Consider the following 16202-nt stretch of genomic DNA (forward strand, 5'->3'; position numbering starts at 1 on the left):
CCCCTGACAGCTTTATGTCAGGAGTTATAGAGATCAGAGGCCCAGCATCATTGCCCAATAGATGCGATTGGGTTTGTTTTCCGGCGTGGCCCAGGCCAGGCCATAATGGCTGAAGGTGGGATCGAGCATGTTCTTGCGATGGCCGGGCGACTTCATCCAGGCGTCGAACACGGCTTCGGTATTGGGCTGGCCGGAGGCGACATTTTCAGCCGCAGGACCGCGAATGCCCGCCTGACGCAACCGCGCGACAAAACCATTGCCCCAGCCGACGCTGTGGCCGATCTTGCCATAGCTTGCCATGCGCTTCGCCTGAAAAAGCGCGGCCTGTTCCAGCTTGGAATCGGTCGCCATGAGCGAGAGGCCGTTTGCCTTGCGGATGGTGTTGAACAGCGCGGTGGGATCGCCCGCGCTCACCACATTCGTCGCTGCATCCGCTGCGCCGAACGGCAAGACGGAGAGCGAAACCGCGCCCCCGGCGAGAACCAGAAAGCCGCGCCGGGAAAGCATAAATCCTTGTTTTTGCTGCATCGTCCGAATGTATAACCCTGCTTCCAATATCTGCTATTTGCGATAGCTGAGGATACGGAGCAAAATAAAGGCAGGGATGACAACGGCTGCGCCCAAAATGAGATAATCCGCGAAACGGGCGACGGCGGAGAAGCCCATATTCCACAGGCGCAGGAAGAAATCGCGAATGCCCCAGAGAATATCGTAGGGCGTCCAGTGGAACGCGCTCATGACCACGCCAACCACCAGCGAAATCAGCACCAGCTTGACGATGATGCGTGCAGGCGTATCGCCAAGAAAACGGTTTACACCATCAGACATGCAAATCTCCTGCGTCTCAATTTTCCGCCATGCTGACAGATTCATCGCGCAAGACATAAGCGGAGATGATGACATCCGCAAGTTTTGAGCGTCTGCATCTATCTTTGCTTACGATAATCGCGTGGAGCCTTCTGCTTCTGGCGCGAGAAGGACCGGTTCATGCTGCGCGTATCGGTAAAGCCACTCGCGACGGCCACTTCCAGAAGCGATAATCCGGTCTCGGCCAGCAGTTCCTTTGCCTTCTTGACGCGCAGTTCTTCGCGCACTTCGAAGGCTGTGCGTTCCAGCGCCAGCCGGAAGCCGCGCTCCATCTGGCGTACGGAAATGCCGAGCCTGCGCGCCACATCGATCATGGGCACCGGGTCTTCCAGCGTTTCCTCGAAAATGCGGATGGCCTTGCGGATCATCGGCGAGCGCACGCCGTTAAAGCTGAGTGCTGGCTGTTCGGAGCGTACCAGCTCGTAAGGGATCATCAGGATCGACGCGCTTTTACGCGCCAATTCCTCGGAAATCTCGTTCTGGATGATGGAGAGCGCCAGCGACGCTGCACCCAATCCACCCGCGCAGGTATAGTGCCGCCCGCTGCGGTGAAACAGGCTGGTCGTATCGGCGGTATAGCCGTCGAACAGGTCGAGAAAATCGTCGCGGTGGAACCAGTTCACACAGCAATTGCGGTCTTCGAGCAAGCTGCCCTCGGCAAGCAGGAAAGCGGCGGTGCAAAGCCCCACCACGGTCTTGCCGCGTTTGTCGGCGCGCTTGATGAGATCGATCAATGCCTGCTGGCGCGGACGATACTGGGCAAGCACCCCCCCAACGACCGCCACATAATCGCATTCGTCGAGTTCGCCGATGGGAGCTGTCGGCTCGATCACCATGCCGGAACTGGACGCGACCGGATCGCCGGACAGCGTGCAGATTTTCCAGGCGCAGCGGATCTGGCGGCTCTTGTCGCGATCATCGGCAGCGAGGCGGAAGGGATCGAGAAACAGGCTGAGCGCCGTCAGCGTAAAACCCGGCAGCGCGACAATGCCAACCGACAGCCTACGCGGCGGCGCATCCGCCGGGGCATCCTGTTTTCGGCTTGTTTCCGGTCCTGTTCCGTTGGCCACGTTCGTCGCTTTCCTCCGCACTTCATCTATCTGCGCGGAGCAGGCTCATACAGTCAACGAAAATGCTTGGAAAGCTTCAACTGCTGCGCCTGATAATTGGAGCCGAGATCAGTGCCGTAAAGCGCCTTCGGGCGATGCAGCATATGCTCATAGACAAGGCGTCCGACGATCTGGCCATGTTCCAGAATGAACGGCACTTCATGGCTGCGCACTTCGAGAACCGCGCGGCTGCCCGTGCCGCCAGCCGCACTGTGACCAAAGCCCGGATCGAAGAAGCCCGCATAGTGAACGCGGAACTCACCGACCAGCGGATCGAACGGCGTCATCTCTGCGGCGTAGAGCGGCGGCACATGCACGGCTTCTCGCGAGACGAGGATATAGAATTCATCCGGGTCAAGCACGAGTTCGCGTGCGCCGCGATCATAGATCGGCTCCCAGAAATCGAGCACATCATTGGCGGCGCGCTTGTCCACATCGACAACGCCCGTGTGATGCTTGCCGCGATAGCCGATCAACTTGTCCGGGCCACCGGAAAGATCGACGGAAAGCGCGATGCCGCCGCCGGAGATGTTCGGCATTTCAGCGGCCACCAGCGTCTCGGAATTATGCAGCGCGGCGAGTTCCGCTTCATCGAGCTGGGCGCGGCCCTTGCGGAAACGGATCTGCGACAGGCGCGAGCCGGTGCGCGCAACAATGGGGAATGTGCGCGGGCTGACTTCCAGATAAAGCGGGCCGTTGTAACCCGCAGGCACCTTGTCGAATTCCTGCGCGCCATCGGCAATCACGCGGGTGAAGATGTCGAGACGGCCAGTCGAGCTTTTCGGATTGGCGGATGCCGACAGTTCGGGCGACAGCGCAAGGCTTTCCAAGAGCGGCACGATATAGACGCAGCCGGTTTCGAGAACCGCGCCTGCGGTCAGGTCGATCTCGTGCAGCTTGAGCCGTTCGAGCTTATCTATAACCGGTGTGCCGGGACCCGGCATGAAGGAGGCGCGAACGCGATAGGCCTTTGCGCCAAGGCGGAGATCGAGGCTCGCAGGCTGAATCTGGTCGGTATCCAGCGGGCGCGGCGAAGCCAGCAAACCGCTTTCGAACAGCGCAGCGATATCCGCATCCGCCAGAATTCCCGCATCTCTTAGCGCCATCGACCTCGTACTCCATAGTCTGAGCAATTCTTCAAAAGACCTTTGACCACTCGAAGGCCCAATGCCAACCCTTCACGCCCGGAGAAACGGGGTTTTCCGCAGGAATCGAACCCAATCGTGAGCCAACGCGGCAGGCTTTTCCTCAAAACTCGCTATCGTGGCATTGACGACCTTGCGCAACAGGCATATGGAAAATGTGTTCCGTGGTGATTTGGCCGGCCGGCTTGCAGCCACGTTAAAGAATTCGCTAAAAAGGGCCGCGGTTCGTTACCGGCCTTTTGGGCCGGTTTTTTATTGGCCGCCGAGATGCCACTAAACGCTTTTGGGCGTCCCGGCCGACCAGCTTTTGACAGGTTGGAAAAATGACGACTGAGACTACCCGCAAATTCCGCCCCGCAACGCAGCTCGTGCACGCCGGTTCGCTCCGCTCCGGTTTCGCCGAAATGTCGGAAGCGATGTTCCTCACGCAGGGTTTCCTTTATCCCGATGCCGAAGCCGCCGAAGCGCGTTTCAAGGGCGAAAATCCGGGTTTCATCTATTCGCGTTACGCCAACCCCACCACGGACATGTTCGAAAAGCGCATGTGCGCGCTGGAAGGCGCCGAGGAAGGCCGTGCCACGGCTTCCGGCATGGCTGCCGTCGCCGCTGCCATTCTGTGTCAGGTCAAGGCGGGTGATCATGTGATTTCCGCGCGCGCCGTGTTCGGCTCGTGTCGCTATATCGTCGAGACCCTGCTGCCGCGCTATGGTGTGGAAATCTCGATCATCGACGGCTCGGACATCGCCAACTGGAAAGCCGCTGTTCGTCCGAACACCAAGGTGATGTTCCTCGAAAGCCCGTCGAACCCGACGCTCGAAATCATCGATATCGCCGCCGTGGCCGAAGTGGCCAATGAAGCAGGCGCGAAGCTGATCGTGGACAATGTCTTTGCGACCCCGCTTTACCAGAAGCCGCTGGAGCTTGGCGCGCATATCGTCGTCTATTCGACCACCAAGCATATTGACGGCCAGGGCCGTTGCCTTGGCGGCATCGTGCTGTCCGACCGCGAATGGGTCGAAACCGAGCTTCAGGACTATTATCGCCATACCGGCCCCGGCATGAGCCCGTTCAATGCCTGGATTATGCTGAAGGGTCTGGAAACGCTGTCCGTGCGCGTGCGCCAGATGACGCAGTCGGCGGCTGCCGTTGCCGATGTTCTCGCAGGCAAGCCGGGCGTCAAGCGCGTCCTTTATCCGGGCCGCGCCGACCATCCGCAGGCAGATGTGATCGCCAAGCAGATGACTGGCGGTTCGACCCTGATCGCGCTCGAACTGGAAGGCGGCAAGGAAGCCGCGTTCAAATTCGAAAATGCGTTGCAGGTGTTCAGCATCTCCAACAATCTGGGCGACGCCAAGAGCCTGATCACCCATCCGGCCACCACGACGCACAAGAACCTGAGCGATGAGGCCAAGGCCGAGCTTGGCATTTCCGATGGCGTGCTGCGCATTTCGGTTGGCCTTGAAGATACCGACGATCTTCTGGAAGACGTCGAAGAGGCGCTGAAGGCAGCCGTTCGCTAAATAAAGAAAAGGATGATCCGGCCTGATTCCGTCAGGCCGGGTCATCCGTTTATCTTCTGCATTTTCTTGTGCCGAAGCATCTCTGGATCATGCAAAAGACGGTGTTTCGTCTTAAAAAATGTGACCTTTTCGCTGCAATCCCCCACAAGAACGATCCGATTGCAGAAAACCGCCCGCTTTGGCCCTGTCGAGATTGCCGCGCCACGTTGACCTCCAACGCAACTTTGGCGATAGGTGGGCAACAGGCACATGACAAAGGCGGATGCGATGTACAGGGCGGTGACGCAGGGGATCGAAATAACGGTTGAGCCGTTTTATCTGGAAGACGAGTCGGCTCCCGAAGACAACCGCTATGTCTGGGGCTACCGCATCACCATTGCCAATAATTCCTCCGACACGGTGCAGCTGCGCTCGCGCTACTGGCAGATTACCGATGCCAATGGCCGCGTCGAGGAAGTGCGCGGGGCCGGTGTCGTCGGCGAACAGCCGGTGCTCGATCCGGGCGACTCGTTCCAATATTCATCCGGCTGTCCGCTGACCACATCATCCGGCGTCATGGTCGGGCGCTATCAGATGCAGAACCCGACGGGCAATACATTCGAAGTGGATATTCCGGCTTTCTCGCTGGATGTGCCAGAGCAGCGCCGCACGCTGAATTAGAGCGCATCCCGAAAAGTGTGAAACGGTTTTCGGAACAAGATGCGCGTTAAAACAAAGTTAGAGCAGGAAACAAAAAAGGCGGTTCTCCTGAACCGCCTTTTTTTGATTACTTGGCGAATTGCGCCGGATCAAACTCGTAATGCGTCGAGCAGAATTCGCAGGACACCGAAATCTTGCCGTTTTCGATGCTGTCCTGAATTTCCTCTGCCGAGAAGCCTGACAGGACGCCCTGGATTTTCTCCCGCGAGCAGGAGCATATATCCGCCACCTTGATGGCGTTGAAGACGCGCACGCCGCGCTCGTGGAACAGGCGATACAGCAGGCGTTCCGAACCGACCTGCGGATCGGTCAGTTCCGAGCTTTCGATGGTGCCGAGCAGTGACCGCGCCTCATCCCAGGCATCATCCACCGGATGAAACACGGCTTCTTCCTCGTCACCGTCGCCGCCCGGCAGATCAGGAACACGCGCGCGCAATTCCGATTCCGGCAGGAACTGGATGATCAGACCGCCTGCGCGCCATTGCTCGACCGGCTTGCCATCGGCACCCCGTTCGACCAGCTTGGCGACGCTCAGCTTCAGATCGGTCGGGATCTGTTCAGACTGACGGAAATAGGTCGTGGCAATTTCCTCCAGCGTCGAGCCGTCCAGCGCCACAATACCCTGATAGCGCTGCATATAGGCGCCCTGATCCACCGTGAAGGCCAATGTGCCGCGACCGAGCAGCTCTTCAGGCTGCGTCTTGCCTGTGGCGATGGCGTCCTTCAGGCGATCCTCATCGAAACGCGCATAGCCGCGCACCGCATTGGGTGTGCTGAAATCCACCACCAGCATGTCCACCGGACCGTCGGACTGGGTCTGGAAGATGAACTTGCCTTCGAATTTGAGCGAAGTGCCGAGCAGGACGGTCAGAACCGTCGCCTCCGCCAGCAGGCGGGCCACTTCTTCCGGATATTCGTGGCGTTTCAGGATGGCGTCGATGCTCGTGCCAAGCTGAACCGCGCGACCGCGCACATCGAGCCCTTCCACCTGGAAAGGCACGACGGCGTCGTCGCCTGCAAAGCCGAAATCACCCAGATCGAGCTTGGGACCCGAATGGCCGTTTTCGGCTTCGATATAATCGTTGCTGGTATTCTCAGCCACAGAAAACTCCAATCACGCGCCTTGCAGGCACCAGGCCAGAATGGCCTTCTGGGCGTGGAGCCTGTTTTCGGCTTCGTCGAACACGACCGATTGCGGCCCGTCGATCACTTCGTTGGTCACTTCCTCCCCGCGATGTGCGGGCAGGCAATGCATGAAGAGGGCCTTCGGGTCGGCTTTCGCCATCAGCCGCGCATTGACCTGATAGGGCATGAACACATTATGTCCACGGGCGCGGTCTTCCTGCCCCATCGAAACCCAGGTGTCGGTCACGATGCAATCCGCACCGCTTGCCGCTTTTTCCGGGTCTGTCGTGGACATGATGTCCGCACCGTTTGCCCTGGCCCAGTCAATGAAGTGCTGGTTTGGCTCGCTGCCTTCCGGCGTCGCGATATTGACGTTGAAGTCAAACCGCGCCGCGGCTTCCACAAGCGAATGCAGGACGTTGTTGCCGTCCCCCATCCAGGCAAAGGTCTTGCCTTTGATCGAGCCGCGATGTTCCTCATATGTAAGTACGTCGGCCATGATCTGACAAGGGTGGGTGTCGTCGGTCAAAGCGTTGATGACCGGAACGGTGGCATATTCGGCCAATTCGAGCATGCGGTCATGCGATGTGGTGCGGATCATGATCGCATCCACATAGCGCGACAGGACCTTTGCCGTATCAGCGATAGTCTCGCTGCGACCGAGCTGCATTTCCGAGCCGGTGAGCATCAGCGTTTCGCCGCCGAGCTGGCGCATGCCGACATCGAACGACACGCGCGTGCGGGTCGATGGCTTTTCGAAAATCATCGCCAGCACCTTACCGGCATAGGGCTTTTCAATCTCGCCCGCCTTCAGCCGCGCCTTGCGCGCCTTGGCGTCTTCGAGGATGGAACGCAATTCGCTTCCTGAAACAGAAGACAGGTCGAGAAAGTGCTTGATACCGTTATCCTGAGCCATGATTACGCCGTCTTGCTGATCGGATTTACGACAGAAAGCCGTTCCACGGCTGTTTCGATGCGGTTCAGCGCTTCACGGGCTTCTTCCGGCGTCGTGACCAATGGCGGCAGCAGACGCACGACATTGTCGCCAGCGCCGACGCTGAGGAAATGCTCGTCGCGCAGCGCCTGAATGAGCGTGGTGTTCGGCACAACGCATTTGATGCCCATCAAAAGGCCGCGACCGCGCACCTCGGACACCACATTCGGGAACCGGTCGATGATCGACGCAAGGCCCTGCTTCATGACAAGCGCGGTGGCCTGAACATTTTCCAGAAAGCCCTCTTCCAGAATAACGTCCAGCACGGCATTGCCGACCGCCATGGCCAGCGGATTGCCGCCATAGGTGGTGCCATGCACACCGGCAACCATGCCCTTGGCGGCTTCAGCCGTTGCAAGGCAGGCCCCAACCGGGAAACCACCGCCGATGCCCTTCGCCACAGCCATGATGTCCGGCGTGATGCCCGACCACTCATGGGCGAAAAGCTTGCCGGTACGACCAACGCCGGTCTGCACTTCATCGAGGATCAGGAGCAGGCCCTTTTCGTCGCAGATCTGACGGATAAGGCGCATGAATTCTTCCGGGAAGCCACGTAGACCGCCCTCGCCCTGAATGGGCTCAAGCAGGACAGCGGCGGTTTCATCAGTGATGGCGGCGCGAAGGGCCACCTCGTCGCCGAACGGCACCTGATCGAAGCCTTCGACCTTCGGGCCGAAACCTTCGAGATACTTGGCCTGGCCACCGGCAGCGATGGTCGCAAGCGTGCGGCCATGGAACGCGCCTTCAAAGGTGACAATCCGGAAACGCTCCGGATGACCGTTGGCGAAATGATAGCGACGGGCGGTCTTGATCGCGCATTCCAGCGCTTCAGCACCGGAATTGGTGAAGAAGACCTTGTCGGCGAATGTGTTGTCGACCAGACGCTGGCCTAGCTTTTCCTGTCCGGGAACTTCATAAAGATTGGACAGGTGCCACAGCTTGTCTGCCTGATTTTTCAGGGCTTCGACCAGATGCGGATGGGAATGGCCAAGGGAGTTCACCGCAATGCCGGCCGCAAAATCGAGATAGCGTTCGCCGGTTTCGGTGATCAGCCAGATGCCCTCACCTCGCTCGAAGCGCAGAGCCGCACGATTATAGGTGTCGTAAAGCGGTTGCACGGTCGTAGCGTCGGTCATTGCAATCAGGCCTCCATAAGCCTTTCTAATGCTGCACATCCGCAGAAAACGGACTGTCAGCCTTGCCATTTTGAGCGATATTCCGGCCCTCTCTCCGGCCAGCTATCACAGGATTTTGGCACGTCGATCATGCGCCCTTCGCCTGACGAACCTGCCGAAATAAAAAGCCGCCCACCGGGCGGCATAATTATTCTGGGTGTATATTGGCGCTCGCGAAAAAAATGTCAATCAAACTAAGGCTCGATTATCGCGCTTCTTTACGCATGAGTTGATGCATTTTTTGCCCGTTGGCCGGGCTTTGCCCGCGTTTTTTCAGCGCGCATGCCGGACTTGTCGCCAACATTTCCGGAGGCGGGCTAGCGCTACCGACATCCCGCCTATATATAGAGCCCAGTTTCCACGGCGCGGCGCGTGCAGCGGCTTCTCTCTCAAAGGTGTTCAAAAATGCACCACGGGACCAAAGAAAAACCGTCTTTGCCACCCAAGTTGGGGAAAACCTTAAAAATGGAATCTGCCTGACAGGGCTATCCCTTGTCATGGAGTCATCCGGTATTGTAGTTTCTCTTTAAAGAAAAAAGCTACATTTCGTGCGGCGGACCTAGTCACCCGGATAGATATGGTGTTTGCGCCTGGAGCAATCCGGGAACACTGGTGGATTCCGGATAACGAAAATGATTGGAGCCCAGGGCGATGAACTGGACAGACGAACGCGTTGAACTACTGAAGAAACTGTGGAGCGAAGGCTTGAGCGCAAGCCAGATCGCAGCACAGCTTGGCGGTGTGAGCCGCAATGCAGTGATCGGCAAAGTGCACCGTCTGAAGCTTTCGGGTCGCGGTAAGACGACGACCGCTGCTCCGCGCAGCAAGAAAGTCAATACGGTTGCAGCAGCGCCGCGTCCTGTAACGCAGCATGCGGGCGGCAGCACGCATACGGCCCATACGACGACGATGCGCACGGCAACGGTCACCAAGACGGTAGGCGCAACGGCACTGCAGATGGAATATGCAGCCGAAGTGGTGACGGAAACCGTCGTCAAGCCGGCTTCGAATGTGGTGGTGCCGATTTCGCGACGCCTCACTTTGTTGCAGCTCTCCGAGCGTACCTGCAAGTGGCCGATCGGCGACCCGCTGAACGAAGATTTCCACTTCTGCGGCAGTGAATCGGGTGAATCCAGCCCTTATTGCAGCTACCACTCCCGCCTGGCTTTCCAGCCGACGGCAGAACGACGCCGGGCACGCTGATCTAAGGGAATAGGTGAGTAAGGGAATAAGGGAGTATGCTTGACGATATCGTCGGCAGCTCCCTTTTTCTTTGCCTGCCACCCTATTCCTTCACATACTGCCCTACTGCCCTAATCCCTTATTCCCTTATTCCCTTATTCCCCTACTCACCTACTCACTTACTCCCCTATTCCCCTCCTCATAGACCCTCAGCGTGCGATCGGCGATGCCGTCCCAGCTGTAATCGCGGGCGATCCAGTCGATGAGTTGCTGCGACTGTTCTGCCGTCAGCGGGTTGTCGCTCTTGCGGCGTAGCGCGGTTTTCAACGCATCGATGTCGCCGAGCGGGAAATAGTCGTCGTCTGGCAGTCCGACTTCCAGATTGGCCGTGATGTCGCTGGCCAGCACATTGAGTCCGTAGCCCATCGCCTCCAGAAGCGCGATAGGCATACCTTCATGGCTCGACGGCAGCACGAAAAGGCCAGCCTGACTGAAAAGCGCGGAGAGTTCCTCCCCCTGCAATGCCCCGGTCAGGACGACGCCCGGCACGGCCTCGGCGCGGGTGCGCACCTCTCCCGCATAGTCGGCGGTATATTCCGCCGAGCCGATCAAGGCGAGTTTCAGCGATGGATCGGAGAGCTTGGCGAATGCCTCGATCAGATCGAGCTGGCGCTTTTCCGGTACGATGCGCGCGACCAGCGCAATATAGCGGCTCGGAACTAGCCCATGCTTTTCCAGCCAGCTTGGATCACGGCTCGGCTCGCGCAGGGTGACGCCATTCGGGATGAAGGTGACGGGAACGTTATAGCGTTGCCCGACCGTTTTCGCGATATCGTTGGAGACGGCGATGCGGGCGTTTGCAAAGCGCATTCCCCATTTTTCGCCAAGCTTCAATGTCGTGCGCGCCAGGCGGCCCCATTTTTGACGGTTATAATCGAAGCCGTGATGGGTCACGACCGTCCGCAAACCGAGCAGACGCGCAAGCGGCGTCACTAGTGCCGGGCCGATAGCGTGGATGTGCAAAATGTCGGGACGCGTGAAACCCGCGCGCAGCACGCCCAGAAGGGTATGCACGATGGCTTCGAACTTCATCGACGTCGGCGCCCAGATCGGCGTGACTTTCACGCCTTCCCAGACATAGGGCTGTTTGTTGGGGAGATAGGGGCTGCGGCCCACCACTTCGACATCCCAACCCTTAGCGATGTAAAGACGGGCCAGTTCTTCGACATGTCGCTCCACGCCGCCCTGCACATTGGGTACGCCGCGCAGGCCGAGCATCATGACACGTCGCTTTTTAGCCCTTTGTTCCATCAAAGCGCTCCCAGTTCCGCGTAAAGTTCCAGTGTCCGGTTCCGATAAGCCTCCGGCGAGAACTCCCGACCAGCCCAGGTGCGGCCAAGACGGCCCATCCTGCGCCGGGCCTGCGGGGGCAGACTGGCGGCTTCGCTCATGACGCGGGCAAGGTCTTCAGCATCGCCGGTTCTGGCCACCATGCCGGTCTCGCCCGGCACGATCATTTCGGGAATACCGCCAATGTCGGCGCCAATCACCGGCACGCCAAGCGCATAGGCCTCCAGAATACTGATCGGCGCATTTTCATACCATTCCGACGGCAGGATCAGCGCCTTGGCCTCGCCAATGAGCCGGTGCAGCCGCTCGCCCGAGACATAACCCGCAAAGGTAATATCGCCGCCGGTTTCAGCCGCCAGCGCCCGCAAACTTTGCTCTTCCGGGCCGGTGCCTGCAATCACCAGTTTCTGGCCGGCAATTGCAGCTGCGCGGATCAGCGTACCAATGCCCTTTTCCGGGGCCAGACGGCCCACATAGGCGAAATAGTCGCTCTCATGCTCGAAGGGTTCGAGGTTATCGGTCTGCGCGAAATTCGGGATATAGACCAGCTTTTCCTCCGGCCAGCCCCATTCGATCAGCTTCGAAATATAGAAGCGGCTCGGCACCACGATGCGATCGAGCGTGTTGCGATAAAGGCCGAGCGTGCGATGGATCGCCGTTTCGACCAGAACCAACCCGCTCAACGCCGTCGAATCCTTGATGCATTTATGGACTGCGACATTGTAGATGCGCCCGCCCTTGCAGCGCTCGCAAATCTGGTTATGCGACAGCATCTTATAGGCCGGGCAGGCGAGCTTCAGATCATGCGCGGTCATGACGGTCGGAATACCCGCCGCTTTCAGCACCGGAAAGATCGACGGCGACAGGTGATGATAAACATTATGCGCATGGGCGACGTTCGGGCGAAAGCGCTCGATCAGCGCCTTGATGCGGTCGCGCGCTTCCCATGAATAGATGATCTTGCCTGCCTGCGCGACTTTGGTGAGAAGGCCGCTCTCGCGCCCATATTCGATTTCCGACACGAAATAGGACGACCAGTCGGAGGCGAAATTGTCCGGATGCTGCATGGCAAAGGGAGCCGTCTCCCATCCAATCTCGGAAAAGAGCTTGATATGGTCGAGAAAAACCGCTTCGGCCCCGCCGCGACGGTAAAAATAATTATTGATTGCCAGCAGGCGGTGATCCGGATCGGCAGCTTTCATCAGGGAGCACCTTCCTCTGCTCCGATATGAGCCAGCGCATCGCGTATCGACAAAACTTCCGCGCCGCTTTGTGCCGCATGGGAAACCAGCTTTTCGAAGGTTTCCGGCGTGCAACCGAAAGGCGTCGGCCTGTCGCTGATATCATGCGTATAGAAGATCAGCCAGCCGGGATTTGCGACGAGATCGTCGATCCACCGGGTCAATTGCTCCGCATGCTGCTCCGGCTGCCTTATCTCGACGGCTTCCAGAAAGGCGAGATCAACCGCGTCGCGATTGATGCGCTCGCCGCCACTGCGGCAGGTGGCGAAGCGGTCGGCAAACAGGCCGCGCGAGCGCATCGACGAGGCGCAATAGGGATAGGCGAAATTGCGACGCCCGACCCGGTTCGGTTCGAACCCGTGCAGATAAGCGTGGTTGCGGTCAAGATCGGCCGCCAGATCGCGCGCGCCGACCGAAGGCACATTCCAATGTGCGTATGTATGGCAGCCAATGTCGTGCCCGGCCTCGGCCAGCCTGCGGAGCCCGTCTTCGGTGATCAGCCGCCGGTGGGTTTCGACGGAGCCGACCAGGCCACCGGCAATATAGAAGGTGCCATGAAAGCCGTAGCGTTCCAGTATCTTCGCGCCTGTGCTTTCAGCACTGTCGGGAACATCGTCGAATGTGAAACTGATGATCCGCCGGTCCTTCGGCAGTGGAAAGGGCCGCAACGGAAAACTGCGGCTCAGCGCGTCATGCAGGCGGTTGTTCAGCCGGTCCAGACGTGCCCGCGCCCAGCCCAATCTGTCCTGCTCCCCCAATTTTTCCTGTCCCATTGTCTTTACCAAGCCTTTGCCCCAAAAAGCTTAACTTACAAGTCGCGCCTTCGCCTGAAGGCGCATGCCGAAAACGGCAATCATCAAACAAAACCAGACGGCGCTGCCATTCTGGAAAAACGTGCTTTCCATGCAGGATGCATAGAGGCCGTACAACCACAAACGGCTGAAAAGAAGCGTCAATGCCGGATCGTTCCCCGTCGCTTCGGCTGCTTTGATATAACTTAGCGGCAGGATCATCAGCCAGATCAGCATCAGGATCAGGCCGAAAACGCCCGCATTGATCATCATATCCAGATAGGCATTATGCGCGTTGAAGGCCGCGACTGCCCATGTCGCCCCGCCTCCCCCGGCATAGACCATTTCCGGTGTTTTCCAGAAAGAGTCCAGCCCGTAACCGAATATCGGCTTTTTAGCGACTGCCGAAAAGGCTATGCGCCAAATATCGGCGCGGTTGGTAAATGTCGCGTCAATGCCGATACTGGTGATCAGCTGGCGGATGGGGTCCGAAACCGCCGCTCCAATGGCGACGAAATTGAACGCCGCCACCCCGCCGATCGAGATTGGAATGCGTGTCCAGCGCCAGTGCGTGAAGATCAGCGATATGATGGCGATGAAGGGCAGCATGGCCGTCGATGTCTTGCCGCCCGTGTGCAACAGGAAGAAGACACAGAGCGCCACGACCAGCCCGCCTGCCTTGCGATACCCCATTTGCCAGCCATAAAGGCCGAAGAAGCTGAGCAGCACCAATGCAGCAGCAGCAGCGTTCTTGTGTGGAAAATGTCCGCGCCATGCGCCCGCCAGCATCGGCTCGATGACATTCGTTGCCTGATGGATGGCCCGGCTCGGCATGAAGATAACGCCGAAATAGGCAAAGCCGAGCGTGATGAACGACCCGATCAGCAGGAGCCGCGCCATCTGGGTGGCGGAGCGCGGCAAAAGCAGGAATATGCTGGCATTGAGCGCCATCAATACCGATAACACCACCTTGCGGCTTGCGATCGAAGGATGCGCCGAGACAAGGGCCGTCACGAACATCCAGATGAACAGCGTTACCAGAAGCGTCCGCGGCTGGAGAATGGTCTGGCGCAAGGGGCTGCTCAGGCCGCAAGCGATGAAGCCTGCGGTCAGTCCCAGCGTCAGCAGCTGGTTCAGCAGGTTCGATTGCCCTGCCGAGGCAGCAGTGCCCAGTTCAGCACTGGAAGTCGGATAGGGGCTGATCCCCACCCACATGAACAGAAACATGATCAGAAACAGGGCAACGCCCAGCGATGACGATACCGTCGTCAGGTCGCGGGGCGATGCTTTGACTGGGACAGGGGCCGTCACACGCCGATGGGAAGCGAGGTCAGACACGGCTCTCCCGATTTCTCCGCCAGGCGCCAAGATAACCCAGCGCCAGCGCCAGCGCCACGCCGAGACCGAGCCCCACGAAACCACCGGCTGCACCGAGCAACACGGTGCGCGGCGGCCAGCTGCGGCTGACGGGCGGGATCGCCGTCGAGATCACGCGGATATTGGTGGCGTCGAGTTGCTGGCGCTGATGCGTTTCCGTCGAGCGCGTCAGGAACGTGTTGTAGATGGACACTTTGGCGGTCATGTCGCGTTCGAGATCGGACAGCTGCACCTGCGCATCATTGTCCAGCGCTACCGCAGAGCGCGCCGTCGCGGCCTGCGCATTGAGCGCATTGACAACCGCATTGGCCTGATCGAGATCGACCTTTGCCGATTGCAGGATGCGCGAGCGTTCATTGGCGATCTGCTGTTCCAGCCCGTCGAGCTGGCGCTGCGTGTTGATAAGCTCGGGATAGCGCGGGCCATAGGTCATGGTCAGCGCATCGTAACGCTGCTTCAGCGTCGCATACTGGCTGCGCAGATTGGTCATAGTCGGCGATTGCAGCGTGCTTGCCGGGCCAACCGGGCTGCCCGTATCACGAGTCAGCTCGTTATAGCGGGTGCTGGCGTCGGTCTGGCGCGCCTTGGCATCGACCAGCTTCGTGTTGATCTGCGCCATGGACTGCGCGCTGACCAGTTCGCCGCCGGTGGTCTGGAGACCATGTGCGCGGCGGAAAGCGGCGACTTTTTCTTCCGCATCGGTGGCGGCTTTCTGCAAGGAGGTCAGGCGTTCCGACAAGGCCGCAGCAGCGCGACCTGCGCCATCGGCATCCGCCTCTGCCACTTCTTCCTGAAACGACTGCGCCAAAGCATCGGCAACCTTGACCGATTTTTCGGGATTATCAGTCCAGACACCGATGGTCACGAGATAGGACCGCTCCGGCCGGCTCACGACAATGCGTTGCGACAAGGCGCGCACCGCCGTCAGCGTGTCGTCGGATGCACCCTTCGGTTTGCCAAGTCCAACCAGCGCGCGCAGATCGAAACCGGCAGGCGGCGGCACGAATTCCGGATCGCTTTGCAGGTTGAGATCCTGCACGACACGACGCAGCACATTGCCCGACACCAGCATTTTCATCTTGCTTTCGATGTCGAGAATCTGGCTGTCAGCCTGAAGGCTCTGGGCATAGATATCGTTGGGCAAAAGCTGCAAGCCGGATGGCGGCACCAGCATATCCGTATAGGCCGTATAGCGCGGCTTGGCCGTCATGCCATAGGCAAGGCCCGCCAGTGCACCGGCAAGCGCGAGAATGACGATCCATATCCAGCGGGCGCGCACCCATTCAAGTGCCGCCCAGAGATCGATTTCCGGCAGCATGAGCCCGTCGCCAGCAGACCCCGTCTCCTGCTCCACCGGACGGGATGCAGGTGCATCGGAAACGGACGCTGGCCTTGGATATGACGGCGCATGGTTCTGCGCCAAAGCCTGGTTCCATTGCTCGAGCGTCTCTGCACCGCGCTTTTGAGCAGCCGGTTGCTGAGCCTTCGAAGCAAGGTCACGCAAGGTGTACATTGATCGATCCTATGGTTGGGCCTTTGATCGCCCTCGTGTTGCCCCGTCGCGCAAAAAGCGCCTTTGCCTTGTTTATATGAGAAGATTAAAAAAATTGGTTAATCACAACTATCG

General features: G+C 59.1%; 15 protein-coding genes and 1 riboswitch. Of the genes, 3 read left to right on the forward strand and 12 right to left on the reverse strand.

The window, feature by feature from the left end; all coding sequences use genetic code 11:
- Positions 1-33: 33 nt before the first annotated feature.
- The 4 genes from FIC94_RS06775 to FIC94_RS06790 form a co-directional block, all read right to left on the reverse strand.
- The gene (locus FIC94_RS06775; protein WP_109368349.1) at positions 34-528 is read right to left on the reverse strand and encodes a CAP domain-containing protein; all 495 of its coding nucleotides are present in this window, start codon (positions 526-528) and stop codon (positions 34-36) included.
- 33 nt (positions 529-561) lie between these two features.
- The gene (locus FIC94_RS06780) at positions 562-828 is read right to left on the reverse strand and encodes a DUF6460 domain-containing protein (protein ID WP_078338112.1); all 267 of its coding nucleotides are present in this window, start codon (positions 826-828) and stop codon (positions 562-564) included.
- A 98-nt stretch (positions 829-926) separates the two neighbouring features.
- On the reverse strand, positions 927-1937 hold the full coding sequence (locus FIC94_RS06785) for a GlxA family transcriptional regulator (RefSeq protein ID WP_140024380.1): 1011 nt from the start codon (positions 1935-1937) through the stop codon (positions 927-929).
- 53 nt (positions 1938-1990) lie between these two features.
- On the reverse strand, positions 1991-3082 hold the full coding sequence (locus tag FIC94_RS06790) for a 2'-deoxycytidine 5'-triphosphate deaminase (protein WP_121537244.1): 1092 nt from the start codon (positions 3080-3082) through the stop codon (positions 1991-1993).
- Positions 3083-3275: 193 nt separating this feature from the next.
- Positions 3276-3355, forward strand: a riboswitch (SAM riboswitch).
- Between the two features lie 89 nt (positions 3356-3444).
- Between FIC94_RS06790 and FIC94_RS06795 the strand changes: the two genes are divergently transcribed.
- Entirely contained in the window at positions 3445-4641 is a 1197-nt protein-coding gene (locus tag FIC94_RS06795; protein WP_109368346.1) for an O-succinylhomoserine sulfhydrylase, read from the forward strand.
- A 267-nt stretch (positions 4642-4908) separates the two neighbouring features.
- On the forward strand, positions 4909-5301 hold the full coding sequence (gene apaG, locus FIC94_RS06800) for a Co2+/Mg2+ efflux facilitator ApaG/CorD (protein WP_109370166.1): 393 nt from the start codon (positions 4909-4911) through the stop codon (positions 5299-5301).
- A 106-nt stretch (positions 5302-5407) separates the two neighbouring features.
- Here apaG and FIC94_RS06805 read toward each other — a convergent pair whose 3' ends face one another.
- From FIC94_RS06805 to FIC94_RS06815, 3 genes are read right to left on the reverse strand one after another with little or no spacing between them, the layout of a single operon-like run.
- Positions 5408-6442, reverse strand: a complete 1035-nt coding sequence (locus FIC94_RS06805) for an Hsp33 family molecular chaperone (protein ID WP_109370165.1) — start codon at positions 6440-6442, stop codon at positions 5408-5410.
- A 12-nt stretch (positions 6443-6454) separates the two neighbouring features.
- On the reverse strand, positions 6455-7381 hold the full coding sequence (gene argF, locus FIC94_RS06810; RefSeq protein WP_109368345.1) for an ornithine carbamoyltransferase: 927 nt from the start codon (positions 7379-7381) through the stop codon (positions 6455-6457).
- Positions 7382-7383: 2 nt separating this feature from the next.
- Positions 7384-8595, reverse strand: a complete 1212-nt coding sequence (locus FIC94_RS06815) for an aspartate aminotransferase family protein (protein ID WP_140024381.1) — start codon at positions 8593-8595, stop codon at positions 7384-7386.
- A gap of 690 nt (positions 8596-9285) precedes the next feature.
- Here FIC94_RS06815 and FIC94_RS06825 point away from each other — a divergent pair.
- A complete protein-coding gene (locus FIC94_RS06825) occupies positions 9286-9837 on the forward strand; it encodes a GcrA family cell cycle regulator (protein ID WP_109368343.1) in 552 nt (183 codons plus the stop codon).
- Positions 9838-9987: 150 nt separating this feature from the next.
- Here the strand turns inward: FIC94_RS06825 and FIC94_RS06835 are convergent, their stop codons facing one another.
- From FIC94_RS06835 to FIC94_RS06855, 5 genes are read right to left on the reverse strand one after another with little or no spacing between them, the layout of a single operon-like run.
- Positions 9988-11127: a glycosyltransferase family 4 protein gene (locus tag FIC94_RS06835; protein WP_140024383.1), complete on the reverse strand. Its 1140-nt coding sequence runs from the start codon at positions 11125-11127 to the stop codon at positions 9988-9990.
- The gene (locus FIC94_RS06840) at positions 11127-12368 is read right to left on the reverse strand and encodes a glycosyltransferase family 4 protein (RefSeq protein ID WP_121537236.1); all 1242 of its coding nucleotides are present in this window, start codon (positions 12366-12368) and stop codon (positions 11127-11129) included. The genes FIC94_RS06835 and FIC94_RS06840 overlap by 1 nt, the downstream gene beginning before the upstream one ends.
- Positions 12368-13180, reverse strand: a complete 813-nt coding sequence (locus FIC94_RS06845) for a polysaccharide deacetylase family protein (protein ID WP_140024384.1) — start codon at positions 13178-13180, stop codon at positions 12368-12370. The genes FIC94_RS06840 and FIC94_RS06845 overlap by 1 nt, the downstream gene beginning before the upstream one ends.
- Before the next feature lie 30 nt (positions 13181-13210).
- Positions 13211-14536, reverse strand: a complete 1326-nt coding sequence (locus FIC94_RS06850; RefSeq protein ID WP_319080564.1) for an O-antigen ligase family protein — start codon at positions 14534-14536, stop codon at positions 13211-13213.
- Positions 14529-16088, reverse strand: a complete 1560-nt coding sequence (locus FIC94_RS06855; RefSeq protein ID WP_140024385.1) for a GumC family protein — start codon at positions 16086-16088, stop codon at positions 14529-14531. Before FIC94_RS06855 ends, FIC94_RS06850 begins: the two co-directional genes overlap by 8 nt.
- Positions 16089-16202: the final 114 nt, after the last annotated feature.

The sequence above is a fragment of the Ochrobactrum teleogrylli genome (genome assembly GCF_006376685.1).
Lineage (GTDB): Bacteria > Pseudomonadota > Alphaproteobacteria > Rhizobiales > Rhizobiaceae > Brucella > Brucella teleogrylli.